Below are 23,464 nucleotides of genomic sequence, written 5' to 3' on the forward strand. Positions count from 1 at the left end.
TATCACATCCAGCATGTGAACGGATATCACAGGCGGTTGAAGGAGTGGATGGCGCGGTTCCATGGGGTGGCGACGAGCTATTTGAGGAATTATCTGGGCTGGCGAAGGATGTTGGAGCGTTATGGGCAGGCAGTGGATATCCCGCGTTGCTTGCATGAGGCGCTGGGGCGCCCCATGCAACACGTAATTGGGACATAGCCTTTGAAAAGCCCGCCGTGGCCGCCGTTTTAGTGCCGACGAATAAACGGACTATTTCATTAAAATCCGAATATTGAACAGATTTAATCAATCCGGCGGAATTGCGAGATAAAAAGATTGTCCATCTGGACGTCTATCTTGACCGAATGGCCCCGACTCACTACCGTGGGCACCCCATAGCGGCAGGATGCCCACCCTGTGCCCGAGCTGATTCGGGTTCACACAGGCCGCGACAGGAGGTCATTGTTCAAGTTTCGAGGAACACATGATCCAGACCCAACCCAGTGCCAGGGCCCTGCTGCCCCTGCTGGTCTTTCTTGCTCTCTTCATCGGTACCGGCACCTGGCTGACCCTGCAAGGAGTCGAATTCGCCTTCTACCAGTTGCCCGCCCCCGTGGCCGCCCTGCCCGCCGTCATGCTGGCACTGATGCTGGGCAAAGAGGGGTTCAACAAGAACCTCGAGACCTTCTTCAAGGGGGTCGGCGACAGCAACATCATGGCCATGTGCCTCATCTACCTGCTGGCGGGCGCCTTCGCCACCGTGGCCAAGGCCACCGGCGGGGTGGATGCCACCGTCGCACTGGGGCTGTCGCTCATCCCGAGCTGGTTCCTGTTGCCTGGCCTGTTCCTCATCTCTGCCTTCATTGCCACCGCCATGGGCACCTCCATGGGCACCATAGGCGCCGTGGCACCGGTGGCCCTCGGCGTCGCCCAGGCGACCGGCATCGATCCCGTGCTGATGGCAGGCACCATCCTCTCCGGCGCCATGTTCGGGGACAACCTCTCCATCATCTCCGACACCACCATAGCCGCGACCCGCAGCCAGGGCTGCGAGATGAGGGACAAGTTCCGGGAAAACGTCAAGATTGCCGCCCCCGCCGCCGTGCTGGTGATCCTGCTCTACCTGCTGCTGGGCTCCACCGGCGAAGCCCCGGCCACCAGCGCCGGCGCCGATCTGCTCAAGGTCGCCCCCTATCTGCTGATCCTGGTGCTGGCACTGGCGGGGATGAACGTGTTCGTGGTGCTGGGGCTCGGCATCCTGGCCGCCGGTGGCGTCGGCCTGGTCGGCAACTATCCCCTCGGTCAGTTCAGCAAGGACATCTATCAGGGCTTCACCAGCATGCAGGAGATCTTCCTGCTCTCCATGCTGATCGGCGGCCTCGGCGCCCTGATGGAGCGCCAGGGGGGGCTTGCCTGGATCAGCGCCCGCATCGCGGCCCTGATTGCCCGTTTCACCCGCGCCCACGATGGTGAACAGAACGAGAAGGCGGCCGAGCTCGGCATCGCCGGGGTGGTAAGCCTCACCAACCTCTGCACCGCCAACAATACGGTGGCCATCATAGTCGCCAGCAAGGTGGCGCGGGACCTGGCAGAGCAACACGGCGTCACCCCGCGCCGCGCTGCCTCCATGCTGGATATCTTCTCCTGCGTGGTGCAGGGCCTCATCCCCTGGGGCGCCCAGGCGCTGCTGCTCGGCTCCATCTTCGCACTGTCGCCGCTGGCGGTGGTGAGCATGAGCTTCTACCCCATGGCCCTGGCCTTGGCTGCCATAGTTGCCGTCTTTATCAAGCATCAGACCCGGGGCGCCGCCGAGCACCGACAAGCCGCCTGAGTAGCCACTCTTTGATGACGGGCACTGCCGCCAGACAGTGCCCGTCATTGGCCGGATCTTCTGCTGTCCGGCCAATGCACCGACCCTCCCCCGCTTTTCATCCCGGATGGCCCTTGTTAAGGTAACCCCAGCCTTTTCGCCCCATCACAGGAGCCCCCATGCCGGATACCCAGACCGATAGACCCGATGAGCGACAATCCCTGCGCCAACTCATTCGCCAGCGCAGAAAGAGCCTGAGCCCGGCCGAGCAGCAGGCAGCCGCCGCGCAACTGGTGGTCCGCTTCCAGGAGCACCCGCAGATCCTGGCGGCCAGCCGCATCGCGCTCTATCTCGCCAACGACGGCGAGCTCGATCCCGGCCCCGCCATTCAGTGGCTCTGGGCCCGGCAACAGGAGGTGTTCCTGCCGGTGCTGCACCCGGACGCCCCGGGTCACCTGCTGTTCCAGCGCTACACCCCCACCAGCCCCATGACCCGCAACCGCTTCGGCATTCCCGAGCCCGAGCTCGATATGTCGCAGGTGCTCCCCCACGACGCCCTGGACATCATCTGCACCCCGCTGGTGGCCTTCGATGGGTTGGGCAACCGGCTAGGCATGGGCGGTGGTTATTACGATCGCACCCTGGCCGACTGGCACGAACACGGACTGGGCCCGAGACCCCTGGGGCTGGCCCACGACTGCCAGCAGGTGGATGCGGTGCCCAAGGAGCAGTGGGACGTGCCGCTGCCCGAGATCATCACCCCCGCGCGTTGCTGGTGCTTCTCCTGAGTCGGCGGGTTGTGCTGGTCAGGGTCACTGCCCGGCCCATACCTGGCGATATTTTCGACTACCGCACGGCGCCATGAACGATAAACAGGCAAACGATTTACATCTTGGGGTTTTTAGGACCAGAACGTGAGCCAGGTGGTCGCCCTCGGGGGCGGGCTTGGATATAATGCGCCCGCTTTTTCCATAAGGATCCATCATGACTCAAGATGAAATGAAGAAGGCGGCCGGTTGGGCTGCGCTCAAATACGTGGTACCCGGCACCATCGTCGGGGTCGGCACCGGCTCTACCGTCAATCACTTCATCGACGCCCTGGCGACCATGAAGGACGAGATCAAGGGCGCGGTATCGAGCTCCATCGCCTCCACCGAGCGCCTCAAGGGTTTCGGCATTCAGGTGTTTGATCTCAACGACATCGATGCCCTCTCCGTCTACGTGGATGGCGCCGACGAGATCAACGCCAGCCGCGACATGATCAAGGGCGGTGGCGCAGCCCTGACCCGCGAAAAGATCGTGTCTGCCGTGGCCGACAAGTTCATCTGCATCATCGACAACACCAAGACGGTCGAGGTGCTCGGCACCTTCCCGCTGCCGGTGGAAGTGATCCCCATGGCCCGCGAATACGTGGCCCGCGAAATCCGCAAACTGGGTGGCAACCCTGTGTGGCGTGAAGGGGTGGTCACCGACAACGGCAACATCATCCTGGACGTCAAGGGGATGGCCATCCACGATGCCAAGGCGCTGGAAACCCGGCTCAACGCCATCGTCGGTGTGGTCACCAACGGCCTGTTCGCCCACCGTGGTGCAGATGTCGTGCTGATCGGCACCCCGGAAGGCGTGATCACCAACGAATAAGCAGGTTCTGTGGTGATGCTGCCTTCCCTCTCAATGCAAGGGCCCATCATCACACCGACCATGAGAAACGGCGCCTGATGGCGCCGTTTCTGTTTATGCCTCAACGAGTTGCAAACCAGGATTTACAACAAACGTTGATAACATCAAAGAATTTGACTTTCGTCACAAATATTCCCTCTCCCAAACGTTTTTGCTACTTTACGGTTTTCTTCACACCGTATACCTGCACAGGTTTTTAAAACAATAGAGGGATCGTCATGACAGCCAAGTTTTCGCTGGACAAGGATAAAATCAAGGTGCTGCTGCTGGAGGGAGTCCATCCCAACACGGTGGAAACCTTCCGTGCCGCCGGTTACACCAGTGTGGAGTATCTCAAGACTTCCCTGTCGGAAGAGGATCTGATCGAGCGCATTCGCGACGTGCATTTCGTCGGCCTGCGCTCTCGCACCCAGCTCACCGAGAAGGTGCTGGATGCCGCCGGCAAGCTGGTCGCCATCGGCTGCTTCTGCATCGGTACCAACCAGGTCGCCCTCGACGCCGCCCATGTGCGCGGTATCCCGGTGTTCAACGCCCCCTTCTCCAACACCCGCTCCGTGGCCGAGCTGGTGCTGGGGGAGATCCTGCTGCTGCTGCGCGGCATCCCGGAGAAGAACGCCAAGTGTCATCGCGGCGTCTGGGAGAAGCTCGCCAACCGTGCGGTGGAAGCCCGTGGCAAGAAGCTCGGCATCATCGGCTACGGCCACATCGGTACCCAGCTTGGCATCATCGCCGAGATGATCGGCATGAAGGTCTACTACTACGACATCGAGAACAAGCTCTCCCTCGGCAACGCCATCCAGGTGCCAAACCTGGTGGAGCTGCTCAACATGTCTGACGTCATCAGCCTGCACGTGCCGGAAACCGCCTCCACCAAGGATCTCATTGGTGCCGAGCAGCTGCGCATGATGAAACCCGGTGCCATCTTCATCAACGCCTCCCGCGGCACAGTGGTGGACATCGAGGCCCTGGCCGACGTCATCAAGAGCGGTCACCTCTCCGGCGCCGCCATCGACGTCTTCCCGTCCGAGCCCACCTCCAATGACGAGGAGTTCCTGACCCCGCTGCGTGGCCTGGACAACGTCATCCTGACTCCGCACATCGGTGGCTCCACCCAGGAAGCCCAGGAGAACATCGGGCTGGAAGTGGCCAACAAGCTGGTCAAGTACTCCGACAACGGCTCCACCCTCTCCGCCGTCAACTTCCCGGAAGTCTCCCTGCCGGGCCACAAGGGCTCCAGCCGTCTGCTGCACATCCACCGCAACCAGCCGGGGGTGATGAACCAGATCAACCAGATCTTCGCAGACGAAGGCATCAACATCGCCGGTCAATACCTGCAGACCAGCAGCCATATCGGTTACGTGGTGATCGACGTGGAGACGGAGCACAGCGAGAAGGCCCTCGCCAAGCTCAAGGAGATCGGTGGCACCATCCGCGCCCGGATCCTGCACTAATGCCCTGAGCCGGTTGCTCGGACAACAAAAAGCCCGTCTCGATGACGGGCTTTTTCATGTCAGGAGGAAGCTTGCTCTCGCAAGCTACCACCATCCCAGCAGATTGCGGCCAATCAAGGCGCCCCACACCAGGGCGTTGAGGGCCAGGGCGATGAAGACGGCGGCGGAGCCGAGATCCTTGGCGCGCCCCGACAGCTCGTGATGCTCGGAGCCGACACGGTCTACCACCGCCTCGATGGCGGAGTTGAGCACCTCGACGATCACCACCAGCCAGCTGATACAGATGAGCAGCAACGTCTGGTTGAGAGAGTCCCCGAGCCAGCAGGCCAGCGGCATCAACAGCAGCACAAGCACCAGCTCCTGGCGGAAGGCCGCCTCGTTAATCCAGGCCGACTTGAGACCCTTCATGCTGTAACCGGTTGCGTTGATGATGCGAGTGACCCCGGTCGCGCCTGGCTTTGCCACGATAACTACCTCATTTGGAATGGCTTTTGGGCTCACATCCTAGCAGAGCCCTTGAAGGTTTCCATCAGGGGATTTTTGCTTTATTTTATCCCTTTGCCTTTTCGGCACGCCATCAGGCGACCGCCCACATCACCCACTCGAGAATTGAGTCGAATGTCCATTCACACCGATGAATTGCGCACCCGCCCACTGGAGTCCCTGATCACTCCGAGCGAACTCGCGCACGCCTTCCCCATCAACGACCGCATCGCCCAGAACCTGCTGGATGCCCGCCGCGACGTGGAAGCCATCCTGGCCGGTGAGGATCAGCGCCTGCTGGTCATCGTCGGCCCCTGCTCCATCCACGATCCCGCCGCCGCCCACGAGTATGCCCTGCGCCTCAACGCCCTGCGCGAGCAGTACAAGGGCAGCCTGTGCATCGTGATGCGCACCTATTTCGAGAAGCCGCGCACCATCGTCGGCTGGAAGGGGCTGATCAACGATCCTCGTCTGGACGGCAGCTTCGACGTCAACGAGGGGCTGAAGCTGGCCCGCAAGCTGCTGGTGGACATCAACGAGACCGGCATGCCCACCGCCACCGAGTTCCTCGACATGGTGACCGGCCAGTACATCAGCGACCTCATCACCTGGGGCGCCATTGGGGCACGCACCACCGAATCCCAGGTGCACCGTGAGATGGCCTCCGCCCTCTCCTGCCCGGTCGGCTTCAAGAACGGCACCGACGGCAACACCCGCATCGCCATCGATGCGGTGCGTGCCGCCCGCCACAGCCACATCTTCTATTCCCCGGACAAGGACGGCAAGATGACCATCTACCGCACCGCCGGCAACCCCTATGGCCACGTGATCCTGCGTGGCGGCCACAGGCCGAACTACGACACCGCCAGCGTCGACGAGGCCTGCGAGGCCCTGGCCGATGTCGGCCTGCCCGAGCGGCTGGTGGTGGACTTCAGCCACGGCAACAGCATGAAGGATCACCGCCGCCAGCTGCTGGTGGCGCAGGATATCTGCGATCAGCTGCGCCGTGGCCGTACCGGCATCGCCGGCATCATGGCCGAGAGCTTCCTGGTGGAAGGGCGTCAGGACGTGGAGAACGGCTGCGCCGCCACCTTCGGCCAAAGCATCACGGATGCCTGCCTCTCCTGGAGCGACACCGAAACCCTGCTGGCCATGCTGGCAGAAGCCGCCCAGGTGCGGTTGGACAAGCACAAAGCCTGAGGCGAACGCCCGATGAAACAGGCCAGTGCATCGCCGATGCCTGGCCTTTATCTTTCCTGGGCCGACACCGAAACTCTGCTGGTCATGCTGGCGGAAGCCGCCCAGGTGCGGTTGGACAAGCACAAAGCCTGAGCATCGGCTCGACGCTCACTCTGCCTATGCAAAGGGCCAGACACCACAGGTGTCTGGCCCTTTCGTTTTGTGGCACGCAATCAGTGCCGAGTCTCCCTCGGCCAAGGCAACAGCTCCCTTCTCCCCTCGTGGGAGAAGGGCTGGGGATGAGGGGGCAACCCGCCTCACAGACTCGGCATAAACCAGACCCGGCCACCCGCCTCGATGCGATCCGTCTTTATCTGGAACACCCGGGCCAGCAAGGCTTCGTCGATAAGCTCGGTGCCCCCCTCGCTCACCACCTGCCCCCCTTGCAGGCAGAGGACGCGATCCGCCCAGTCGATGGCCAGATTGATGTCGTGGATGGCGAGCACCACCAGCAGCCCCTGTCGGGCCAGCTGCTTGAGCAGGCGCAGCAGGGCCAGCTGATGGTGCAGATCCAGCCCCGCCAGGGGCTCATCCAGCAGCAGGATGCGTCCCGCCGGATTGAGACCGGGCCAGATCTGCAGCAGGGTGCGGGCGATCAGCACCCGCTGCTGCTCGCCCCCGGACAGGCGGCTGAAGTCCCGCGCCAGCAACCCCTCCAACTCCAGCGCCGCGCACAGCTCGGCCACCGCCCGGTTGCGCAGCTCGGGCTCGGTCGTCTCATCCAGTCCCAGGCTCAGCACCTGAAACACCGGGATATGAAACAGTTGGGGCTGGCGCTGGGGCAGCATGGCACGCTGCCGGGCGAGCGCTGGCCAGCTCATGATCGAGATGGATTGCCCTTCAAGCAGCACATCCCCCTTCGCAGGAAGGATGCCGGCCAGGGCACCGAGCAGGGTCGACTTGCCACTGCCATTGGGGCCGAGCAGGGCCACCAGCTGACCGCCGCCCCAGGCGAGATCCAGCGGCGCCAACCGCTCGGGAACGGCCAGCGCACGGGCTGCGAGCACGTCATGGGAACGGTCAGGCATGGGCATCTTGCCTCAGCAGCAGATAGATGAAGAGCGGCGCCCCCACCGAGGCGGTGATGACGCCGATGGGCAGCTCGCCGGCGCTCAGGGCCGAGCGGGCCAGCAGATCGGCGCCGAGCAGCAGGGCGCCGCCGCCGAGCGCCGAGGCGGGCAGCAGGAAGCGCTGATCGCTGCCGCCGCACAGTCGCAGCAGATGGGGCACCACCAGGCCGACGAAGCCGATGACGCCACACAGGGCGACCGCCATGCCGGTGAGCAGGCAAACCGCCAGCACCAGCCGCACCCGCACCCTGTCCACGTCCAGCCCCATCAGTCGAGCCTGGGTCTCCCCCAGCAGCAGTTGCTGCAAGGCCCTGCCCTGCCAGCAAAGCCAGCCCAGCGTCAGCGGCAGCACCAGCCACCACCAGGCGAGCTGCTGGCTGCCATAGGAGAGGCTGCCCATCATCCAGAACATGAATTCGCGCAAGGAGGCATCGTCGGCAAAATACATCAGCCAGGTCATGGCCGCGTTGGTGAGGATGCCGATGGCGACCCCGAACAGCAGCAACCTGGCGTGGCCGAGCCTTGCCCGACGCGCCAGCCGGATCAGCAGCATGGTCACCAGCAGGGCGCCGCCGAAGGCGGCCAGCGACAGCCCCCAGCCCGGCAGATAGACGCCGAGGGCTTTCGCTACCGCCATCGCCACCATGGCCGCCAGCCCGGCACCGCTCGACACGCCGAGCAGGCCGGGCTCCGCCACCGGGTTGTGCAGCATCACCTGCAGCACGGCGCCGCCACAGGCAAGCGCCGCCCCGGCCAGCAGGGCCAGCAGGGCGCGCGGCAGCCGCAGCTCCAGCAGTATATGGCGCTCCAGCTCACCCAGCGGTTGCCAGGGCAGCAGCAGGAATTCCCCCCAGACGAGGGAGAACGCGAACAGAGACAGGGTCAGCAGCGACAGGGCGAGCAGCCAGCGGCGCTGCCAGCGCCGCTGGCGATGGATAAGAGCGAGATACACGCGGGATCCCCGAAATGAGACAGGCTCGGCCCCCAACCAGGGAGCCAGCAAGAAAGCTGCATGATAACAGCGCGTTACCACCCAAGGTCAAGGGTGGTAGGCCTTGGCCAGTCCCTCGACCTCGCCGCTCGCCACCATCTCTTGCAACGCCTGCGCCAGCACGGGCCCGAGGCGTTGATGGGGTGAGCGCTTGCTCATGCCAAGATAGAGCCGCACCGGGTACGGTGGGCGATAGTCCGCCTTGACGAGGCCGGCGTCGTTGCGCTGGCTCAGGGCATAATCCACCTGGCAGTCGGTGCCTATCATCAGCGGCAGATGGCCGCGCTCCACCATGCGTTGCAACTGGTCTTCGGTGGGTACGCCGTGCTTGTCGATCTGGGTGTCACTATCGAAGGGGTCGAAATAGGCCGAGTTGAGCACATAGCCCACCTCCTTGCCCTTGAGATCCTCATAGCGGAGCAGGGCGGCAACAGCCGCAGGCTTGCCATAGAAGGCGGGCCGGCATTGATAGTAGGCCGGTTGCAGGTAATCGACGAAGGCGGCGCGCTCTTGGGTATGAGCCAACCCTATCATCAGGTCGGCCTGACCTGTCTGCATCTGCTTGAGGGCCCGCCCCCATGGCACCCGCTTGAGTTCGAGCGCGATGCCGCTGCGGGCCTGCAATTGGCGCAGAATATCGATATCCAGGCCGTAAAATTGATCGTCCTGCGCGAGCATGCGAAACGGGGGCCAGACATCGGTGACCACCGTCAGGGTTGGCGCTCCGTTTGCCATTGAGGTCACGGGCGCCATGCAGGCAAACAACAGACCAAGCACTCCCCAGCTTGTCTTGCCCATCCATTTCCAGCCTTATGTTGCTCCATCCTTGTGAGACAAAAATACCCTCAAGCCCCACTTATGGAAACCCATGGAGTCGAGATAAAATGCATTGATTTCAAAGGAGAACCTAATGAACCCTATCGTCACCAGCATAGGACTGCTGATCTGCAGCAACGTCTTCATGACCTTCGCCTGGTATGCCCATCTCAAGAGCATGAACCACAAGCCCTGGATCATCGCTGCCCTGGTAAGCTGGGGAATCGCCCTGTTCGAGTACCTGTTGCAGGTGCCCGCCAACCGCATCGGCCACACGGTGCTGACGGTCGGCCAGCTCAAGATCTTGCAGGAGGTGATCACCCTGACGGTGTTCGTGCCCTTCTCCGTCTTCTATCTGAAAGAAGATCTGAAGTGGGACTACCTCTGGGCCGGGCTCTGTATCATGGGAGCGGTATTTTTTGTGTTTCGCGAGAAACTCACCGGCGCCTGACAGGGTACACTCAAGCACATTGACAACCATCGCATCCCTTTGAGTGACGAGGCAAAACATGGAATTGCGCGACATGCTACAGACCCTGGCCAGCCAGGATGGCTCGGATCTCTATCTCTCCACCGGTGCGCCTCCCTGCGCCAAGTTCAACGGCGCCCTGCGTCCCTTGAACGAGACACCGCTGGAGCCGGGCGAGGTGGCCAGGATCGCCGCCGACATCATGGATCTCGAGCAGAAGCAGCAGTTCGAGAAGGAGCTGGAGATGAACCTCGCCATCTCTCTGCCCCAGATTGGCCGCTTTCGGGTCAACATCTTCAAGCAGCGCAACGAGGTCTCCCTGGTGGCGCGCAACATCAAGACCGAGATCCCGCGCTTCGAGGATCTGAAACTGCCCCCGGTGCTGCTCGACACCATCATGGAGAAGCGCGGCCTGGTGCTGTTCGTCGGCGGCACCGGTTCGGGCAAGTCCACGTCGCTTGCGGCCCTCATCGACCATCGCAACCGCAACCACAGCGGCCACATCATCACCATCGAGGATCCGGTGGAGTTCGTCCATCGCCACCGCAAGAGCATCATCAACCAGCGGGAGGTGGGGGTGGACACCCGCAGCTTCCACGCGGCGCTGAAAAATACCCTGCGCCAGGCGCCGGACGTGATCCTCATCGGCGAAATTCGGGATAGGGAGACTATGGAGCATGCCCTGGCCTTCTCCGAGACCGGACACCTCGCCATCTCCACCCTGCACGCCAACAACGCCAACCAGGCGCTGGATCGCATCATCAACTTCTTCCCCGAGGAGCGCCGCCCCCAGCTGCTCAACGATCTGGGCAACAACCTCAAGGCCTTCGTCTCCCAGCGGCTGGTGAAGACCACGGATGGCGGTCGCCGGGCGGCGGTGGAGATCATGCTCGGCACCCACACCATTCGCGATCTCATCAAGCGCGGGGAATTTGGCAGCCTGAAGGAGATCATGGAGAAATCCAGGGCCCTCGGCATGCTCACCTTCGACGGCACCCTGTTCGATCTGGTGGTGGAAGGGGTGATCGACGAGGAAGAGGCGGTGAAGAACGCCGACTCGGCCAACAACCTGCGCCTCAAGATCAAGCTGTGGCAGGAGAAGGGCTCCCTCGCCAACAGCGCCGATGCCAGCGGCTGGAGCCTGGAGCCGACCAAGGATGACAAGGACAAGCTGTTCTAGTCAGACACAGCCCCTCCCCCATTGAACACACAGTCGCCATGGCGGCTGTGTGTTCAACAAAGGTGTAGCGGACTCACGTTCCGCTGCGCTCCTTACGACCGCTGGGCGCACAATCCCCCTCTCGGCAGAGTCGCTCGCTCGCACAAATGACAAAAAAATCAACTTGAATCCCGACCTCGATTGAAAGCCCTTTCGTCTAGGCCTCAAAGGGGGCACAATCGAGGAGGTATATCAACAAAGGGGTATTCAATGTTGTTACAACCTACCAATACAGCAAAGTCCAGACAGTTGCTGAATGAGACCATGGCCCTGGTTCTCGCTGGAGGGCGGGGCAGTCGCCTCAAGCAGTTGACAGACAGCAGGGCAAAACCGGCGGTGCATTTCGGCGGCAAGTTCCGCATCATCGATTTCGTGCTCTCCAACTGCATCAACTCCGGCATCCGCCGGGTCGGTGTGGTCACCCAGTACAAGTCCCACAGCCTGCTGCGCCACCTGCAGTCGGGCTGGTCCTTCCTGCGCTACCAGATGAACGAATTCATCGAACTGCTCCCCGCCCAGCAGCGGGTGGATGAGGTCAGCTGGTATCGCGGCACCGCCGATGCGGTCTATCAGAACCTGGACATCATTCGCGAACACGGCCCCAAGTACGTGGTGGTGCTGGCGGGGGATCACATCTACAAGATGGACTACGCCGCCATGTTGCTCGATCACGTCAACCTGGGCGCCAGGGTGACGGTGGCGTGCATCGAGGTGCCCCGCCAGGAGGCCAGCGCCTTCGGGGTGATGGCGGTGGATGCGGATCGCAAGATCAACGCCTTCGTCGAGAAGCCGGTCGATCCCCCCGCCATGCCCGGCAAGGCCGACACAGCGCTGGCCTCCATGGGGGTCTACATCTTCGACGCCGAGTATCTCTACCAACTGCTGGAAGAGGATCTTGCCAACGACGACTCCCACCACGATTTTGGCATGGACGTGATCCCGCGGGTGGTCAAGGAGGGCACCGCCTATGCTCACCCATTCGGCCTCTCCTGCGTCGGCTGCTGTCAGCAAAAAAAACCCTACTGGCGCGATGTGGGCACGGTGGACTCCTTCTGGGAGGCGAACATGGATCTCGCCTCGGTGACCCCTGAGCTCGATATCTACGATCAGGACTGGCCCATCTGGACCAGCCAGAAGATGACGCCCCCCGCCAAGTTCGTGCAGGATCAGAACGGCCAGCATGGCATGACCATCAACTCCCTGTTCTCCGGCGGCACCATCGTCAGCGGCTCCTTCATCGTGAGCTCTGTGTTGTTCACCAACGTGCGGGTCGACTCCTTCTGCACCCTGGATCAGGCGGTGATCTTCCCCGGGGTCGAGATAGGGGCCGGCTGCCGGCTGCGCCGGGTGGTGATCGACAAGGGTTGCAAGCTGCCGGAAGGGCTGGTGGTGGGGGAAAACGCCTGCGAAGATGCCCGCCGCTTCCACCGCTCCGAGCAGGGCATAGTGCTGGTCACCCAGGAGATGCTGGCCGCGCTGTGAGTCCGGGCCGCCCTCCGGGCACGGCACGAAAACAAAAAGGACCCGCCATCGGCGGGTCCTTTTTTACTGATGAAGCGCGCTGATACACGGAAATCAGCACCGCTGGATCAGGCCTATCTGGCCGGGTTCGCACCACTCGAACATCACCTCCTGGCTCTTGCCGCAGCAACTGCCGCCACACACCTGGGTCTCCCGCTTGGCGACGCGGCCCTTGCGCATCCAGACCCCGAGCATGGCCTCCACCGCATCCTCCGAGGTGTGGAAGTGGCGAGCCAGCTCCCGCCGGCTCACCCTCTGCTGTACGGCGAGGTAGTCACCCAGTTCCCGCAAGATCATAGTGCCACCACCTTGCGCGCGACTATGTCACCGTGACGACGGCCGAACCACCAGAGCAGCACCAGAGAGAGGCCATAGCTCGCGACCCACAGCAGGCTCTGCTCGGGGTGGGCGGCAAAGGTGGCCAGCTGATAGAAGACGGTGGCGCACAGGAAGGCCGTGTAGTTGCACCAGGCGGCGGTGAACAGGGCCCACTGACGACCGGTTTCCCGCACCAGGGCGCCCATGGCGGCGGCACAGGGCATGTAGAGCAGCACGAACAGCAGGTAGGCAAAGGCCCCGGCCATGCCGTCGAAGTGGGTCTGCATGTTGCCGTAGGTGGAGGTGTCGACCTCTTGCGCCTGCGCGGCGGCTTGCTGGTCTTCCAGCTCACCCACCTTGAGCCCCATGGGATCGCTCGGATCGATGTCGGCCAGGTTGGCGGGGATGGTGGCGAGCGCCTCCTGCAGGCTGCCCAGCAGGGAGTATTCACTCTCTTCCTCATCCCCGGTGTTGCCGGCGTAGAGGCTGTTGAGGGTGGCTACCACGGCCTCCTTGGCAAAGATGCCGGTCAGGATGCCGACCGTCGCCTGCCAGTTCTCTTCCCGTATGCCGATGGGATGCAGTACCGGGGTCACCGTCTGGCTGAGCTTGCTCAGCACCGAGTCCTCCTGATCCTGGTTGCCGAAGCTGCCGTCGGTGCCGAGGGAATTGAGCACGCTCAGCACGGCCACCATCAGCACTATGGTCTTGCCGGCGCCGAAGATGAAGGCCTTGAGTTTTTGCCAGGTGCGGATCCCCACGTCCACCGGACGGGGCCACTCGTAGTCCGGCATCTCCATCACCATGGACTCGCTCTTGCCCGGCAGCAGGGTGCTGCGCAGGAACAGACCGGTGAGCACAGCCACCAGGATGCCGAAGAGATAGAGGCCGAACACCAGGTTCTGGCCGGATTCGGGGAAGAAGGCCACCGCGAACAGGGCATAGACCGGCAGACGGGCGCCGCAGGACATGAAGGGCGCCATGGCCGAGGTCATCAGCCGCTCGCGCTCCGAGTTGAGGGTGCGGGTCGCCATCACGGCGGGCACCGTGCAGCCAAAGCCCATCAGCATGGGTACGAAGGCCTTGCCGGGCAGACCGAGGCGACGCATCAGGGCATCCACCACGAAGGCGGCTCTCGACAGATAGCCGGAGCTCTCCAGCACGGCGAGGAACAGGAACAGGCAGCCCACCACGGGGATGAAGGTCGCTACCGTCTGCAGACCGGCGCCGATGCCGTCCGCCAGCACGGCCCCCAGCCAGTCCGGCGCATCAACCAGCCCCAGCAGATGGTGGATCCCGTCCACGAACAGGGCGCCCCCCATGATGTCGAAGAAATCGATGAAGGCGCTGCCCACCTTGATGGCGAACATGAACATCAGGTACATCACCAACAGGAAGAAGGGGATGCCAATCCAGCGGTTGAGCAGCGCCTTGTCCAGCCACTCGCTCTGGGCGACGGTGAGCTTGCCCTGTTGCCGGCACGCCTGCTGGGCCCAGTGATGGATATGGCCGTAGCGCAGATCTGCCAGTTGCAGATCGATGTCCTGAGCATTGTGGGCACGCTGCACCAGGTTGCTGGCCGCGGCTTGCTGACCGGCCTGCAGGGTCTCCTGCATGGCGATGTCTTCTTCCAGCAGGCGCAGGGCACGACCACGGGCGGCCAGATGATGGGGGGCGAGCAGGGTCTCAAGCTCGGCGATGTCGGCTTCCAGCGGCTGGCCGTAGTCGAGCACCAGCGCGGACTGGGGCTTGCCGATGAACTGCTGGATCTGCGCCTTGAAGGCCGCCACCTGCTGGCGATTGTGAGCCGACAGCGACACCACGGGGCAACCCAGCGCCTGGGCGAGCAGGGTCTCGTCTATGGTGATCCGGCGTTTTTGCAGCAGATCGATCTTGTTGAGCACCACCACCATGGGCAGGCCCAGCTCACGCAGTTGCAGGGTCAGGTAGAGGGAGCGCTCCAGATTGGCGGCGTCGATGACGTTGAGCAGCAAGTCCGGCTGCTGGCCCTGTACGAAGCGGCTGGCGATCTGCTCGTCGAGGCTCGCCTCCTGATTGGCCAGGGCATAGATGCCGGGCAGGTCCATCAGCTGATAGTCGTGACCCCCGGCGGAAAATTCCCCCATCTTCTTGTCGACGGTGACCCCGCTCCAGTTGCCCACCTGCTGGCGGGCACCGGTCAGGGCGTTGAACAGCGAGGTCTTGCCGCTATTGGGATTGCCGACGGTAACCAGGTTGTAGCTCATACCGGTTTGACCTCGACTCGTTGTACCAGGCTCTGCTGTTGAAAGGGGTTCATAACACTTCCACCTCGATTTGCTGCGCCAGGCTCTTTTGCATGGAGAGACAGATACCCTGGCACTGGATCTGGAGCGGATCACCGAGCGGTGCCGTGCGCAGATAGATAACTTCAGTCTGAGGCAGCAGGCCCATCACCATCAGCTTGCGTCGTAGCGGGCGCGTCAACTGGTTCATGTTCTTGATGCGAGCACTCTGCCCCGGCGACAACTGTGTGAGAACCATGACTGACTCCTGAAGTTAAACAAGAATAATTCGCTTTTAGTCGGGGAATTATAAGCTGTGCCCCCAACTTTTATTTGCGTAAAATCAAACTCCGCTCAGCTAACTCACAAAGATTTACCATGACCCCAGACAACAACAGCCGCCTGGTCTATAGCACGGACGGCGGCATGATCAAGGAATCCACCAGCGCCCAACCCGCCTCCCCCTTCCCCACCGATGGGGTGGTGCGCATTCGCCGCGAGACCAAGGGCCGCAAGGGCGCCGGTGTCATCACCATCCACGGGGTGCCGGCAGATCAGCAGAAAACACTGGCGACCCTGCTCAAGAAGAAATGCGGTACCGGCGGTGGTCTGAAAGACGGGATCATCGAGATCCAGGGGGACAAAAGGGACCTGATCAAGGCCGAACTGGAGAAGGCCGGCTTCAGCGTCAAGCTGGTGGGCGGCTGATCTGCTTGTCTCCTTTCGGCTTTTTCCCTAGAATGCCCGCTCCCATCGAGGGGGAGTAGTCTCGCCGCCGGTTCCGCTTTTAGCCAACGCCGACGCGCGATCCTGATCAACATACTTGGTGCCAACTCACCATGGTCAGGATGATCCGGGCAATGCCGGATTTGACAAGACCTTTGACGGGCCAGTGCCAATACCGGGGACGGATGGCGCAGGCTTGTCATAGGTATAACAATTCCGTCCCCCGGTTATTTTTTATGGAAGCCTTGTTAACCTCAACCCTGAGCGTGGCCATCGCCGAAATCGGCGACAAGACCCAGCTGCTGGCGTTGCTGCTCATCTGTCGTTTTCGAAAACCCTGGCCCATCATTGCCGGCATGCTGGCGGCGACCCTGCTCAACCACGCGGGTGCCGCCTGGATAGGCGGGTTCATCAGCAACTGGCTGGATCCCAAGGTGATGACCTACCTGGTGGCGGCGGCCTTCATCGCCATGGCGGTCTGGATCCTGGTGCCGGACAAGATGGACGATGAGAAGAGTTCCCTCGACAAGTACGGCCCCTTCATGGCCACCTTCGTGCTGTTCTTCATCGCCGAGATCGGGGACAAGACCCAGATAGCCACTGTGCTGCTGGCGGCCAAGTACGACTCCCTCACTCAGGTCATCGCCGGTACCACCCTCGGCATGATGCTGGCGAACGTGCCCGTGGTGCTGCTCGGCAAGCTCGGCGCCGACAAGCTGCCCCTCAAGGGGATCCGCATCGCCTGCGCCGTGCTCTTCGTGGGGCTCGGCGTCAGTACCCTGCTCTTCGTCTGAGTTGGCCCCATAAGGTAGGGAGGTCAGCGTGAGCACTGACTTACCCCGCCAGCGCGCCAATCACATCAAGCCCCGATCCCAGATCGGGGCTTTTTTGTGCCTCCCTGCTGTGCCTCCCTGGCCGCCCATGCCGCTCTCCCCGCAACCTGGCCACTGTCGCATCCACCCGGTCGGGGTCTGCCCCGGGCCGCCGCACCGTGCCATAATGCGACAAACACAAGTACAGACAGGCACTTGGGAGCCTCGCCATGCACCTCACCTCAAGACAGACCCTGCTCGACTGGGTCAGACGCGGCCGCCTCGCACCGGCAAACCTGCCGGCCGCCCTGGCGCTGATGGGCCTTCCCCCCGCAAGCGCGCGCTGGCAGTGGCTGTTCGACAGGCTGCTGCTCTGGCTCGGCAGCCTGTGTCTGGGCGCCGGCCTAGTCTTCTTCGTCGCCTTCAACTGGCAGGAGCTCGGCCGCCTCTCCCGCCTCGCCCTGCTGGAGCTGCCCCTGCTCGCCATGCTGGTGCTGCTGTGGCGCAAACCCATGACGGACACCCCTCGCCAGGCCCTGCTGCTGGCCATCGCCCTCAATATCGGTGCCCTGCTGGCGCTGGTGGGCCAGACCTATCAGACCGGCGCCGATCCCTGGCAGCTGTTCGCCACCTGGGCCCTGCTGCTGTTGCCCCTGGCGGCGCTCGGCATGAGCCCACTGCTCTGGACCCTGAGCTGGCTGCTCGGCCAGCTGGCGCTGGTGCTCTACTGGCGGCTCGGCCTGTTCGGCTTCTTCTTTGCGTTCGATGAGCAGGCCCTCGGCTGGTGCCTGACCCTGTTCAACGCCGCGCTCTGGGGCGCGCTGCTGCTGGTGCCCGCCCGCGTCAGGCTGATGCCCTCCTGGCTGGCGGGGCTGGCGGCCGGGCTCGGTGTCACCTTGCTCGCCCTGCTGGCACTGTTCGATGCCGCCTCCCCCTGGGTCTGGCCCGCCTGGATCGGCTGGCTCGCCGCCGCCTATCTGCGCTGGCACCACAGATTCATCGCCGGGCTCGCCATGGGGTGCCTGAGCCTTATCGCCGTCACCCTGGCGGCGCTTGGCAAGTGGATGGAGCCGGACGTGAACGGTTTCCTGCTGCTGAGCCTTATCGCCATCGGCCTCTCGGTCCTGGCCAGTCGCTGGCTGCAGCAGCAACGGAGGCAACATCATGTGTAATCTGACCCATTGGCAGACCACGATGGCTGGCCTTTATCGCCATCGTACTCTCATCACTGTCGTCGCCAGCCGCTGGCTGCAACAGCAACGGAGGTCCCATGTCTGAGCTGACTCCCTGGCAGCGGCTGCTGGCCGCGGATCTGGTCGAAGGCGAGACGCCGCTCGACGATCAACCCCACTGGTCGAGCCGCTTCCTGCTCGGCATGGTGGGCTGGATAGCCGCCCTCTTCCTGCTGTTCTTCCTGTTCATGGCCTTCGAGGGTGTCATCCGGGAGGCCAACCACGCCCTCGCCATGGGCGGCCTGCTGATGGTTGCCGCCCTCGGCCTCAACCGCCAGGCCAAACGCAACGATCTCTGGGATCAGTTCGTGCTGGCGCTGGCGCTGGCCGCCGATGCCTGGCTGCTCTATGGCCTGATCGACAGGATCGATCTGCACTCAGCCCCCCTCTGGCTCGGTCTCTGTCTGCTCTCGTCAGGCATCGCCGCCCTGTTCGAACACTGGCTGATCCGGCTGTTTCACAGCTTCGCCGCCGCCCTGCTGCTCACCCTGGGGCTGGCCTGCCTCGGCCTGCAACTGCTGGCCCTGCCGCTGGTGATGGCGGCGCTCACCGCCTGCTGGCTGCTGGCCGAGCGCCGGCCCAGTCGCCATCAGCTCTATGAATCCCTCACCCTGGGGCTGGCCCTCTCCCTGCTGGTGCTGGGCCGCCTGCACCATCCGCTGTGGGAGAGCGGTGGCAGCGTGCTCGACGAGCTGGGGCGCTCCCGCCTGCCGCTCTGGCTCAACCCCGTGCTGTGCGCGGCCCTGTTGCTCGGGGTCATGGTGAAATTGAAACTGCCGTTGCTCTATGGCCTGCCGCTGGTGCTGATCAGCGCCATCATTCCCGGCATGGGGGCCGGCGCCCTGGTGCTGGTGCTCGGTTTCTATGCCGGGAGTCTCGGGCTGATGACACTGGCGGGCCTGCTGCTGCTCGGCTTCGGCTCCCTCTACTACTACGATCTGGGGCTGACCCTGATGACCAAATCCTGGCTGCTGCTGGGCTCGGGGGCCCTGCTGCTCGGCGCCCGCCAGTTGTTGAAAATCCTCAGCAAGGAGATCCCATCATGAGACGCCTCGCCCTTGTGTTGACCGGCCTCGCCATCCTGGCGGGCATCAACTTCAGCGTCTGGCGTTTCGAGCGCGCCATGAGCAGCGGCGAGGTGGTGCTGCTGCGCCTCGCCCCCGTCGATCCCCGCTCCCTGATGCAGGGGGACTACATGCGCCTCAACTACGAGCTCGCCCGCCAGCTGGGTAGCCTGACGCAAGACGCGGCCCCCGCGACCGACATCCTGGTGATCCGGCTCGATGAGCATCAGGTCGCGCACTGGGTGACTGACGGCAAGGCGCAGGCACTCGAGGCAGATCAGCGCCTGTTGCAGGCCCGCCGCCAGGATGGCCAGTGGCAGATAGGGCCGGATGCTTACTTCTTCGAGGAAGGAACCGGTGAGCAGTTCGAGGCGGCCCGCTATGGCGAGTTCAGGTTGCAGGCCGATGGCAAGACCCTGCTGGTCGGCTTGCGCGACGAGGAGTTCAAGCCCATAGGCCATATCCGGGCGGCCTGGTAGCCGCCCCCTCACCCCACATCGATTCGGTGCGCCAGCCCCCTCGCGGGGCTGGCGCCGTTCAGGCCGTTCGGGCGGCGGTCTGAACGGCCTGACTACACTTGAGGTGCGCACACAGCCTCAGGATGGTCGGGATGAGAAGATGGATACCCTTGGTCACAGTCGCCGCCCTCACCGCCGCCTCCTGGGGCGGGTCAGGCAGGGCCCAGGCCAGCCCGGCACTCGGCCAGTTGCACTACCTCACCGAAGAGTACAGACCCTATAACTTCACCGGCGAAGACGGCAAGCCCAGCGGCCTGGCCGTCGAGTTGCTGCAACTGGTGTGGCAGAAGACAGACACCCCGCCGCAAGAGATCAGCATGCTGCCCTGGGCCCGGGGCTACTACCTGCTGACCCAGAAACCCAACGTCGTGCTCTTCTCCACCGCCCGCACCGAGGCGCGGGATCCCCTGTTCAAGTGGGCCTGCCCCATCGGCTATGCCGAGATAGTGCTGATGGGGCTGGCTGCGCGCAACATCCAGCTCGGCAAGCTGGAGGATGCCCAGCGCTACAACATCGGCGCCGTGCGCACCGACGTGGGGGAGCAGCTCTTGCTCAACGGCGGCTTCGATGAGCAGAAGATCATGGCCGCCAACCGCCTCTCCCAGGCCCTGCGGATGCTCACCTCGGGCCGGGTCGATCTGCTCTCCAGCAACAAGACCCCGCTGCAGGAACTCATCAAGGCCCAGCAGCTGGATCCCGCCCAGTTCAAGGTGGCCTGGGTGCTGAGCTCGGAGCAATTCTGCTTCGCCTTCAGCCACCCGGTCGATGATGAGCTGGTCAAGGAGTTTCAGCGCGGCCTCACCCAGGTGCTGGCCAGCGAGGCGTTCCAGCGGCTCCAGCACAAGTACTTCCCGGCGCCCTAATCGCCTCACCGGCAACAGGCTCTTCCTTGTTGCCGCTCACCCCGATACCCGGACTCTGCACCAACGTGCCGGCTCCCCGCTTCCCCACCCCATGTTCCGCCGCCCCCTGAGATCGCCTATAAAACCATGCAATTTAGGCACTTGCAGCAGCTATGGGGGGTGGATTGGACCGCATTGGCTCCGTAAGATAGGCGCGCTATCTGCCGCCTGCTCAGGCAAAGACCCAGCACGCGGCCGCAACCCGGCGCGGCGAGACAGGCCGCCTGCCCGTCAGTTCACACAGTCAGGATCAACGATGAACCATCAATGGAAGCTGTTAGCCGGGATCGCCCTCTGCGCCCTGCTAGGGGGATGTGGCGACAAGACCACCGGCAAGGCATGTCTGGGGGCCGACAACGACTCGCTGGTCGAAGGCATGCAGGAGCAATGCAAGGCCGGCGATACCGTGGCCACCAAGCACCCGGCCTATTTCTGCGACTTCCACTACGCCGTGGCCTACAACGGCTACAACTCCGCCATTTGCATCTATTCGGGGGCGCAAAAACCGGAGAGAACCACAGAAAAATCATGACGAGGCAGATGGAAACACCACTGCTGCGTGGGAATGGCATATAAAATGCCATAGGGTAAGGGTGGATTGTTACCCTCCCTCGCCCCAGAAGCGCCGCTCGGGGGCTTTTTCAGGCAAACGGCGAGGAGTCGGGGGAAGCGGGGCCGTTATTTGACCCGCATCAGCCGATGGCTGGCGCTGCCCAGCTCGAGCTGAATAGCCTGCGAGCGCCGCATCTGGTCCACCTGCTGCACCATGCCCGCATCGTATCCCTTGCGGATCATCCACTGCATGGGCTCCTCGAAGCCGCCCTCGTTGACGATGAAGGTGTCGGTGTAGGCCTCATTGACGATGCTGACCACCCAGATGCGCTGCTGAAACTCCGAGAGCTCGGCAAAGAGCGCGGCCGCTTTTGACGCCAGCGCGCGATAACTGCTGATAAACCGGTTTGCCATGGCGAAGTGATCCGGGTTGATGTGGGGGCAAGCATCCTAACATCGATGGCGAAAAAGCGGCAATCCGGGCATTCACGCCGCCGTGCCGTGCGCGCCCCGCCAAACTATCAACGGAGCCGTCTCAGGAGGCCAGTGCGCGGCGCTGGCGCTTGATCTCATACATGCTCGCATCGGCCTGGCGCAGGGCGTCATCGATGCTGGTGTGCACAGGATCGACCGCCACCACCCCCACGCTGGCGCCGGGGTAATAGAAGCCCTCGGGCGTCAACGGCAGCTGGACCACGCTGTGCTCGAACAGCCGGCGCTGGAAACAGTGCACGGCGGCATCGACAGTGTCATCGCCGTGGAAAGGCCCCATGCCCACGGCGACGAACTCATCCCCGCCGACCCGCGCCAGCAGATCGCCGCTACGCAGGGCCGCCACCAGTTGCCGCGCCACGGCTTGCAGCAGCAGATCGCCGGCGTCATGGCCGTGGGTATCGTTGATGGCCTTGAAGCCATCAAGATCGATGAAGGCGATGAGCACGGGGTGCCCGGCACGCTCCGACAGGGAGAACAACCGGGTGAGTTCGTGCATCAGGGCCCGCCGATTGGGCAACCCGGTCAGGGGATCGCACAGCGCCTGGCGCGACAGCTCGTGATTGGCCTGCTGCAACTGCTGCAGCAACTGCTCCCGCTCCACATGCTCGGCGATCAGCCGGGCAAAGAAGGCGATCAGGTGCTCGGAGCCCGCCACCAGAGGCTTTTGTCCTGCGCTGGCGCCACACAGGGTGCCATAGAGCGAGCCAGAAGGGGTGCGCACCGGGCTGCTCAGATAGGTGCGAATGCCCAGGTCCCTGGCCGCATCCGAATCACTCCAGCAGTCGGCGACGTTGTCGGTATAGATGCGCCCCTCATCGATCGCCCGCCGACACAGGGTATCGCTCCAGTCCACCGTGATCCCCTCCGGGATCTGCAGCTCTGCCGCGTTGCGGGCATAGCGGACGCTCTGTTTGCCCTCCCCGAGGTCTATCTCGGTGAGATAGGTCGACTCCAGCCCGGTCACCGCCTCCAGCATCTCCAGCAGCGGCCGCGTCAGGCTCTCCAGATCCCGCGCCTGCGTGACCCGCTCCGACAGGGCCTGCAATATCTTGTCCATGCACATCTCCCAGCTTGCATGTAAAACCCGCACACCATAACCAAGGGGGGCACTCCCCCACAAGCAGGGCGAGGGTCCGGGCCGGAGAAATCCGGGCCTTTTCACGCTTTGGCCGCCCCGCCGCCATGACTTTTCCCGGCAATCTGACTCGCTCGCGGCCACAATGTTGAGCCAGCGCAAATATTCATTCATTTCTGATGCTTGCATCACTAATTTCATGGATCGGGTCAAGCTGGCTCCGTAGGATGGTAACGGGTGCCCGTTGGCCCCCTTCCCTGACGATCGTCCACGACGCACTCTGGCAGCCACAGTCAGGCGGTAGCGTCCTTGGCGGATGCCAGCCCGGCATCCCGCGCCTCGGCAAGATGCGAGGACCTTGTCCTCGACCAGTGCAATCCGTTAGCGTCTCGGGCTTTCGGTTTGATCCCTTCGTCCCTTGGGGGAGAGGGTTAGGGTGAGGGGTTACCAACCTTATTTGGCATGGCTTCGCCAGTAGGGTCGAGTAGGGTCGATTAGCGAAGCGTAATCGTCCGCGGTAACAGTCCCCTCCCCCCAACGGGAGAGGCGTAGGGTGCAATAAGCACAGCGCATTGCACCACGGTAACCATCCCCTCTCCCCTTGCGGGAGAGGGTTAGGGTGAGGGGTGGGGTGAGGGGTGGGTAGCGGCATTGCCTGACGAATGCCGCCCCACGTCTCAATGGCACGGCTTCGCCATGCAGGACACGAGGGCGCTGCCCTCGACGGGGTTTCGCCGCCGCTACGCGGCTTGGCGAGTGACTTTGGAAAGACCCAAAG

24 protein-coding genes and 1 pseudogene are annotated in these 23,464 nt (G+C 63.2%); 16 read left to right on the forward strand and 9 right to left on the reverse strand.

Annotated features, from left to right (window positions below; all coding sequences use genetic code 11):
• From MM194_RS18080 to serA, 5 genes and pseudogenes are all read left to right on the forward strand, one after another.
• A pseudogene (locus MM194_RS18080) lies at nucleotides 1-198 on the forward strand (IS1595 family transposase); the annotation flags it as partial.
• 265 nt (nucleotides 199-463) lie between these two features.
• Complete coding sequence (locus MM194_RS18085) at nucleotides 464-1,810, forward strand: Na+/H+ antiporter NhaC family protein (RefSeq protein ID WP_033130119.1); 1,347 nt, start codon at nucleotides 464-466, stop codon at nucleotides 1,808-1,810.
• A gap of 158 nt (nucleotides 1,811-1,968) precedes the next feature.
• Nucleotides 1,969-2,577, forward strand: a complete 609-nt coding sequence (locus MM194_RS18090) for a 5-formyltetrahydrofolate cyclo-ligase (RefSeq protein ID WP_033130118.1) — start codon at nucleotides 1,969-1,971, stop codon at nucleotides 2,575-2,577.
• 196 nt (nucleotides 2,578-2,773) lie between these two features.
• Nucleotides 2,774-3,430 carry a ribose-5-phosphate isomerase RpiA gene (gene rpiA, locus MM194_RS18095; RefSeq protein WP_241344329.1) on the forward strand — a complete coding sequence of 219 codons (657 nt, stop codon included), beginning with the start codon at nucleotides 2,774-2,776 and terminating at the stop codon, nucleotides 3,428-3,430.
• 257 nt (nucleotides 3,431-3,687) lie between these two features.
• Nucleotides 3,688-4,920: a phosphoglycerate dehydrogenase gene (gene serA / locus MM194_RS18100; RefSeq protein WP_241344330.1), complete on the forward strand. Its 1,233-nt coding sequence runs from the start codon at nucleotides 3,688-3,690 to the stop codon at nucleotides 4,918-4,920.
• 84 nt (nucleotides 4,921-5,004) lie between these two features.
• On the opposite strand, the gene MM194_RS18105 is transcribed toward serA, so the two are convergent.
• A complete protein-coding gene (locus MM194_RS18105) occupies nucleotides 5,005-5,385 on the reverse strand; it encodes a diacylglycerol kinase (protein ID WP_033131220.1) in 381 nt (126 codons plus the stop codon).
• Between the two features lie 153 nt (nucleotides 5,386-5,538).
• On the opposite strand from MM194_RS18105, the gene MM194_RS18110 reads away from it, so the two are divergent.
• Entirely contained in the window at nucleotides 5,539-6,603 is a 1,065-nt protein-coding gene (locus MM194_RS18110; protein ID WP_033131219.1) for a 3-deoxy-7-phosphoheptulonate synthase, read from the forward strand.
• A gap of 296 nt (nucleotides 6,604-6,899) precedes the next feature.
• Here the strand turns inward: MM194_RS18110 and MM194_RS18115 are convergent, their stop codons facing one another.
• The 3 genes from MM194_RS18115 to MM194_RS18125 form a co-directional block, all read right to left on the reverse strand.
• On the reverse strand, nucleotides 6,900-7,670 hold the full coding sequence (locus MM194_RS18115; protein ID WP_241344331.1) for an ATP-binding cassette domain-containing protein: 771 nt from the start codon (nucleotides 7,668-7,670) through the stop codon (nucleotides 6,900-6,902).
• The gene (btuC, locus tag MM194_RS18120; RefSeq protein ID WP_241344332.1) at nucleotides 7,663-8,664 is read right to left on the reverse strand and encodes a vitamin B12 ABC transporter permease BtuC; all 1,002 of its coding nucleotides are present in this window, start codon (nucleotides 8,662-8,664) and stop codon (nucleotides 7,663-7,665) included. The genes MM194_RS18115 and btuC overlap by 8 nt, the downstream gene beginning before the upstream one ends.
• An 87-nt stretch (nucleotides 8,665-8,751) precedes the next feature.
• On the reverse strand, nucleotides 8,752-9,501 hold the full coding sequence (locus MM194_RS18125) for a transporter substrate-binding domain-containing protein (RefSeq protein ID WP_033131217.1): 750 nt from the start codon (nucleotides 9,499-9,501) through the stop codon (nucleotides 8,752-8,754).
• A 112-nt stretch (nucleotides 9,502-9,613) separates the two neighbouring features.
• On the opposite strand from MM194_RS18125, the gene MM194_RS18130 reads away from it, so the two are divergent.
• The 3 genes from MM194_RS18130 (at nucleotide 9,614) to glgC (ending at nucleotide 12,689) form a co-directional block, all read left to right on the forward strand.
• Nucleotides 9,614-9,970, forward strand: coding sequence for a DMT family protein (locus tag MM194_RS18130; RefSeq protein ID WP_033131216.1), 357 nt, complete (start codon nucleotides 9,614-9,616; stop codon nucleotides 9,968-9,970).
• A 58-nt stretch (nucleotides 9,971-10,028) separates the two neighbouring features.
• Nucleotides 10,029-11,168 carry a type IVa pilus ATPase TapW gene (tapW, locus tag MM194_RS18135; protein ID WP_033131215.1) on the forward strand — a complete coding sequence of 380 codons (1,140 nt, stop codon included), beginning with the start codon at nucleotides 10,029-10,031 and terminating at the stop codon, nucleotides 11,166-11,168.
• A 249-nt stretch (nucleotides 11,169-11,417) separates the two neighbouring features.
• The gene (gene glgC, locus MM194_RS18140; protein WP_241344333.1) at nucleotides 11,418-12,689 is read left to right on the forward strand and encodes a glucose-1-phosphate adenylyltransferase; all 1,272 of its coding nucleotides are present in this window, start codon (nucleotides 11,418-11,420) and stop codon (nucleotides 12,687-12,689) included.
• A 93-nt stretch (nucleotides 12,690-12,782) separates the two neighbouring features.
• On the opposite strand, the gene MM194_RS18145 is transcribed toward glgC, so the two are convergent.
• Genes MM194_RS18145 through MM194_RS18155 form a run of 3 tightly spaced genes read right to left on the reverse strand, consistent with a single transcriptional unit; the run spans nucleotide 12,783 to nucleotide 15,569 of the window.
• Nucleotides 12,783-13,025 (reverse strand): FeoC-like transcriptional regulator, encoded by a 243-nt coding sequence (locus tag MM194_RS18145; protein ID WP_033131213.1) that lies wholly within the window; start codon nucleotides 13,023-13,025, stop codon nucleotides 12,783-12,785.
• Nucleotides 13,022-15,292, reverse strand: coding sequence for a Fe(2+) transporter permease subunit FeoB (gene feoB, locus MM194_RS18150; protein ID WP_241344334.1), 2,271 nt, complete (start codon nucleotides 15,290-15,292; stop codon nucleotides 13,022-13,024). The genes MM194_RS18145 and feoB overlap by 4 nt, the downstream gene beginning before the upstream one ends.
• A 49-nt stretch (nucleotides 15,293-15,341) precedes the next feature.
• On the reverse strand, nucleotides 15,342-15,569 hold the full coding sequence (locus MM194_RS18155; protein WP_033131211.1) for a FeoA family protein: 228 nt from the start codon (nucleotides 15,567-15,569) through the stop codon (nucleotides 15,342-15,344).
• A 119-nt stretch (nucleotides 15,570-15,688) separates the two neighbouring features.
• Between MM194_RS18155 and MM194_RS18160 the strand changes: the two genes are divergently transcribed.
• The 7 genes from MM194_RS18160 (at nucleotide 15,689) to MM194_RS18190 (ending at nucleotide 21,096) form a co-directional block, all read left to right on the forward strand.
• Entirely contained in the window at nucleotides 15,689-16,018 is a 330-nt protein-coding gene (locus tag MM194_RS18160; RefSeq protein WP_033131210.1) for a translation initiation factor, read from the forward strand.
• Between the two features lie 254 nt (nucleotides 16,019-16,272).
• On the forward strand, nucleotides 16,273-16,830 hold the full coding sequence (locus MM194_RS18165) for a TMEM165/GDT1 family protein (protein ID WP_033131209.1): 558 nt from the start codon (nucleotides 16,273-16,275) through the stop codon (nucleotides 16,828-16,830).
• A gap of 248 nt (nucleotides 16,831-17,078) precedes the next feature.
• Nucleotides 17,079-18,020 (forward strand): DUF2157 domain-containing protein, encoded by a 942-nt coding sequence (locus tag MM194_RS18170; protein WP_033131208.1) that lies wholly within the window; start codon nucleotides 17,079-17,081, stop codon nucleotides 18,018-18,020.
• Between the two features lie 98 nt (nucleotides 18,021-18,118).
• Complete coding sequence (locus tag MM194_RS18175) at nucleotides 18,119-19,126, forward strand: DUF4401 domain-containing protein (RefSeq protein ID WP_241344335.1); 1,008 nt, start codon at nucleotides 18,119-18,121, stop codon at nucleotides 19,124-19,126.
• Nucleotides 19,123-19,623, forward strand: a complete 501-nt coding sequence (locus tag MM194_RS18180; protein ID WP_241344336.1) for a GDYXXLXY domain-containing protein — start codon at nucleotides 19,123-19,125, stop codon at nucleotides 19,621-19,623. Before MM194_RS18175 ends, MM194_RS18180 begins: the two co-directional genes overlap by 4 nt.
• A gap of 131 nt (nucleotides 19,624-19,754) precedes the next feature.
• Nucleotides 19,755-20,525: an ABC transporter substrate-binding protein gene (locus MM194_RS18185; RefSeq protein ID WP_241344337.1), complete on the forward strand. Its 771-nt coding sequence runs from the start codon at nucleotides 19,755-19,757 to the stop codon at nucleotides 20,523-20,525.
• Between the two features lie 295 nt (nucleotides 20,526-20,820).
• The gene (locus tag MM194_RS18190; RefSeq protein ID WP_241344338.1) at nucleotides 20,821-21,096 is read left to right on the forward strand and encodes a hypothetical protein; all 276 of its coding nucleotides are present in this window, start codon (nucleotides 20,821-20,823) and stop codon (nucleotides 21,094-21,096) included.
• Nucleotides 21,097-21,242: 146 nt separating this feature from the next.
• Here MM194_RS18190 and MM194_RS18195 read toward each other — a convergent pair whose 3' ends face one another.
• Both MM194_RS18195 and MM194_RS18200 read right to left on the reverse strand, forming a co-directional pair.
• The gene (locus MM194_RS18195; protein WP_241344339.1) at nucleotides 21,243-21,530 is read right to left on the reverse strand and encodes a hypothetical protein; all 288 of its coding nucleotides are present in this window, start codon (nucleotides 21,528-21,530) and stop codon (nucleotides 21,243-21,245) included.
• Nucleotides 21,531-21,651: 121 nt separating this feature from the next.
• Nucleotides 21,652-22,668, reverse strand: coding sequence for a diguanylate cyclase (locus MM194_RS18200; protein WP_033131232.1), 1,017 nt, complete (start codon nucleotides 22,666-22,668; stop codon nucleotides 21,652-21,654).
• Nucleotides 22,669-23,464 lie beyond the last annotated feature (796 nt).

Source organism: Aeromonas sp. MR16 (genome assembly GCF_022549315.1).
In the GTDB taxonomy this organism is placed as follows: Bacteria; Pseudomonadota; Gammaproteobacteria; order Enterobacterales; family Aeromonadaceae; genus Aeromonas; species Aeromonas aquatica.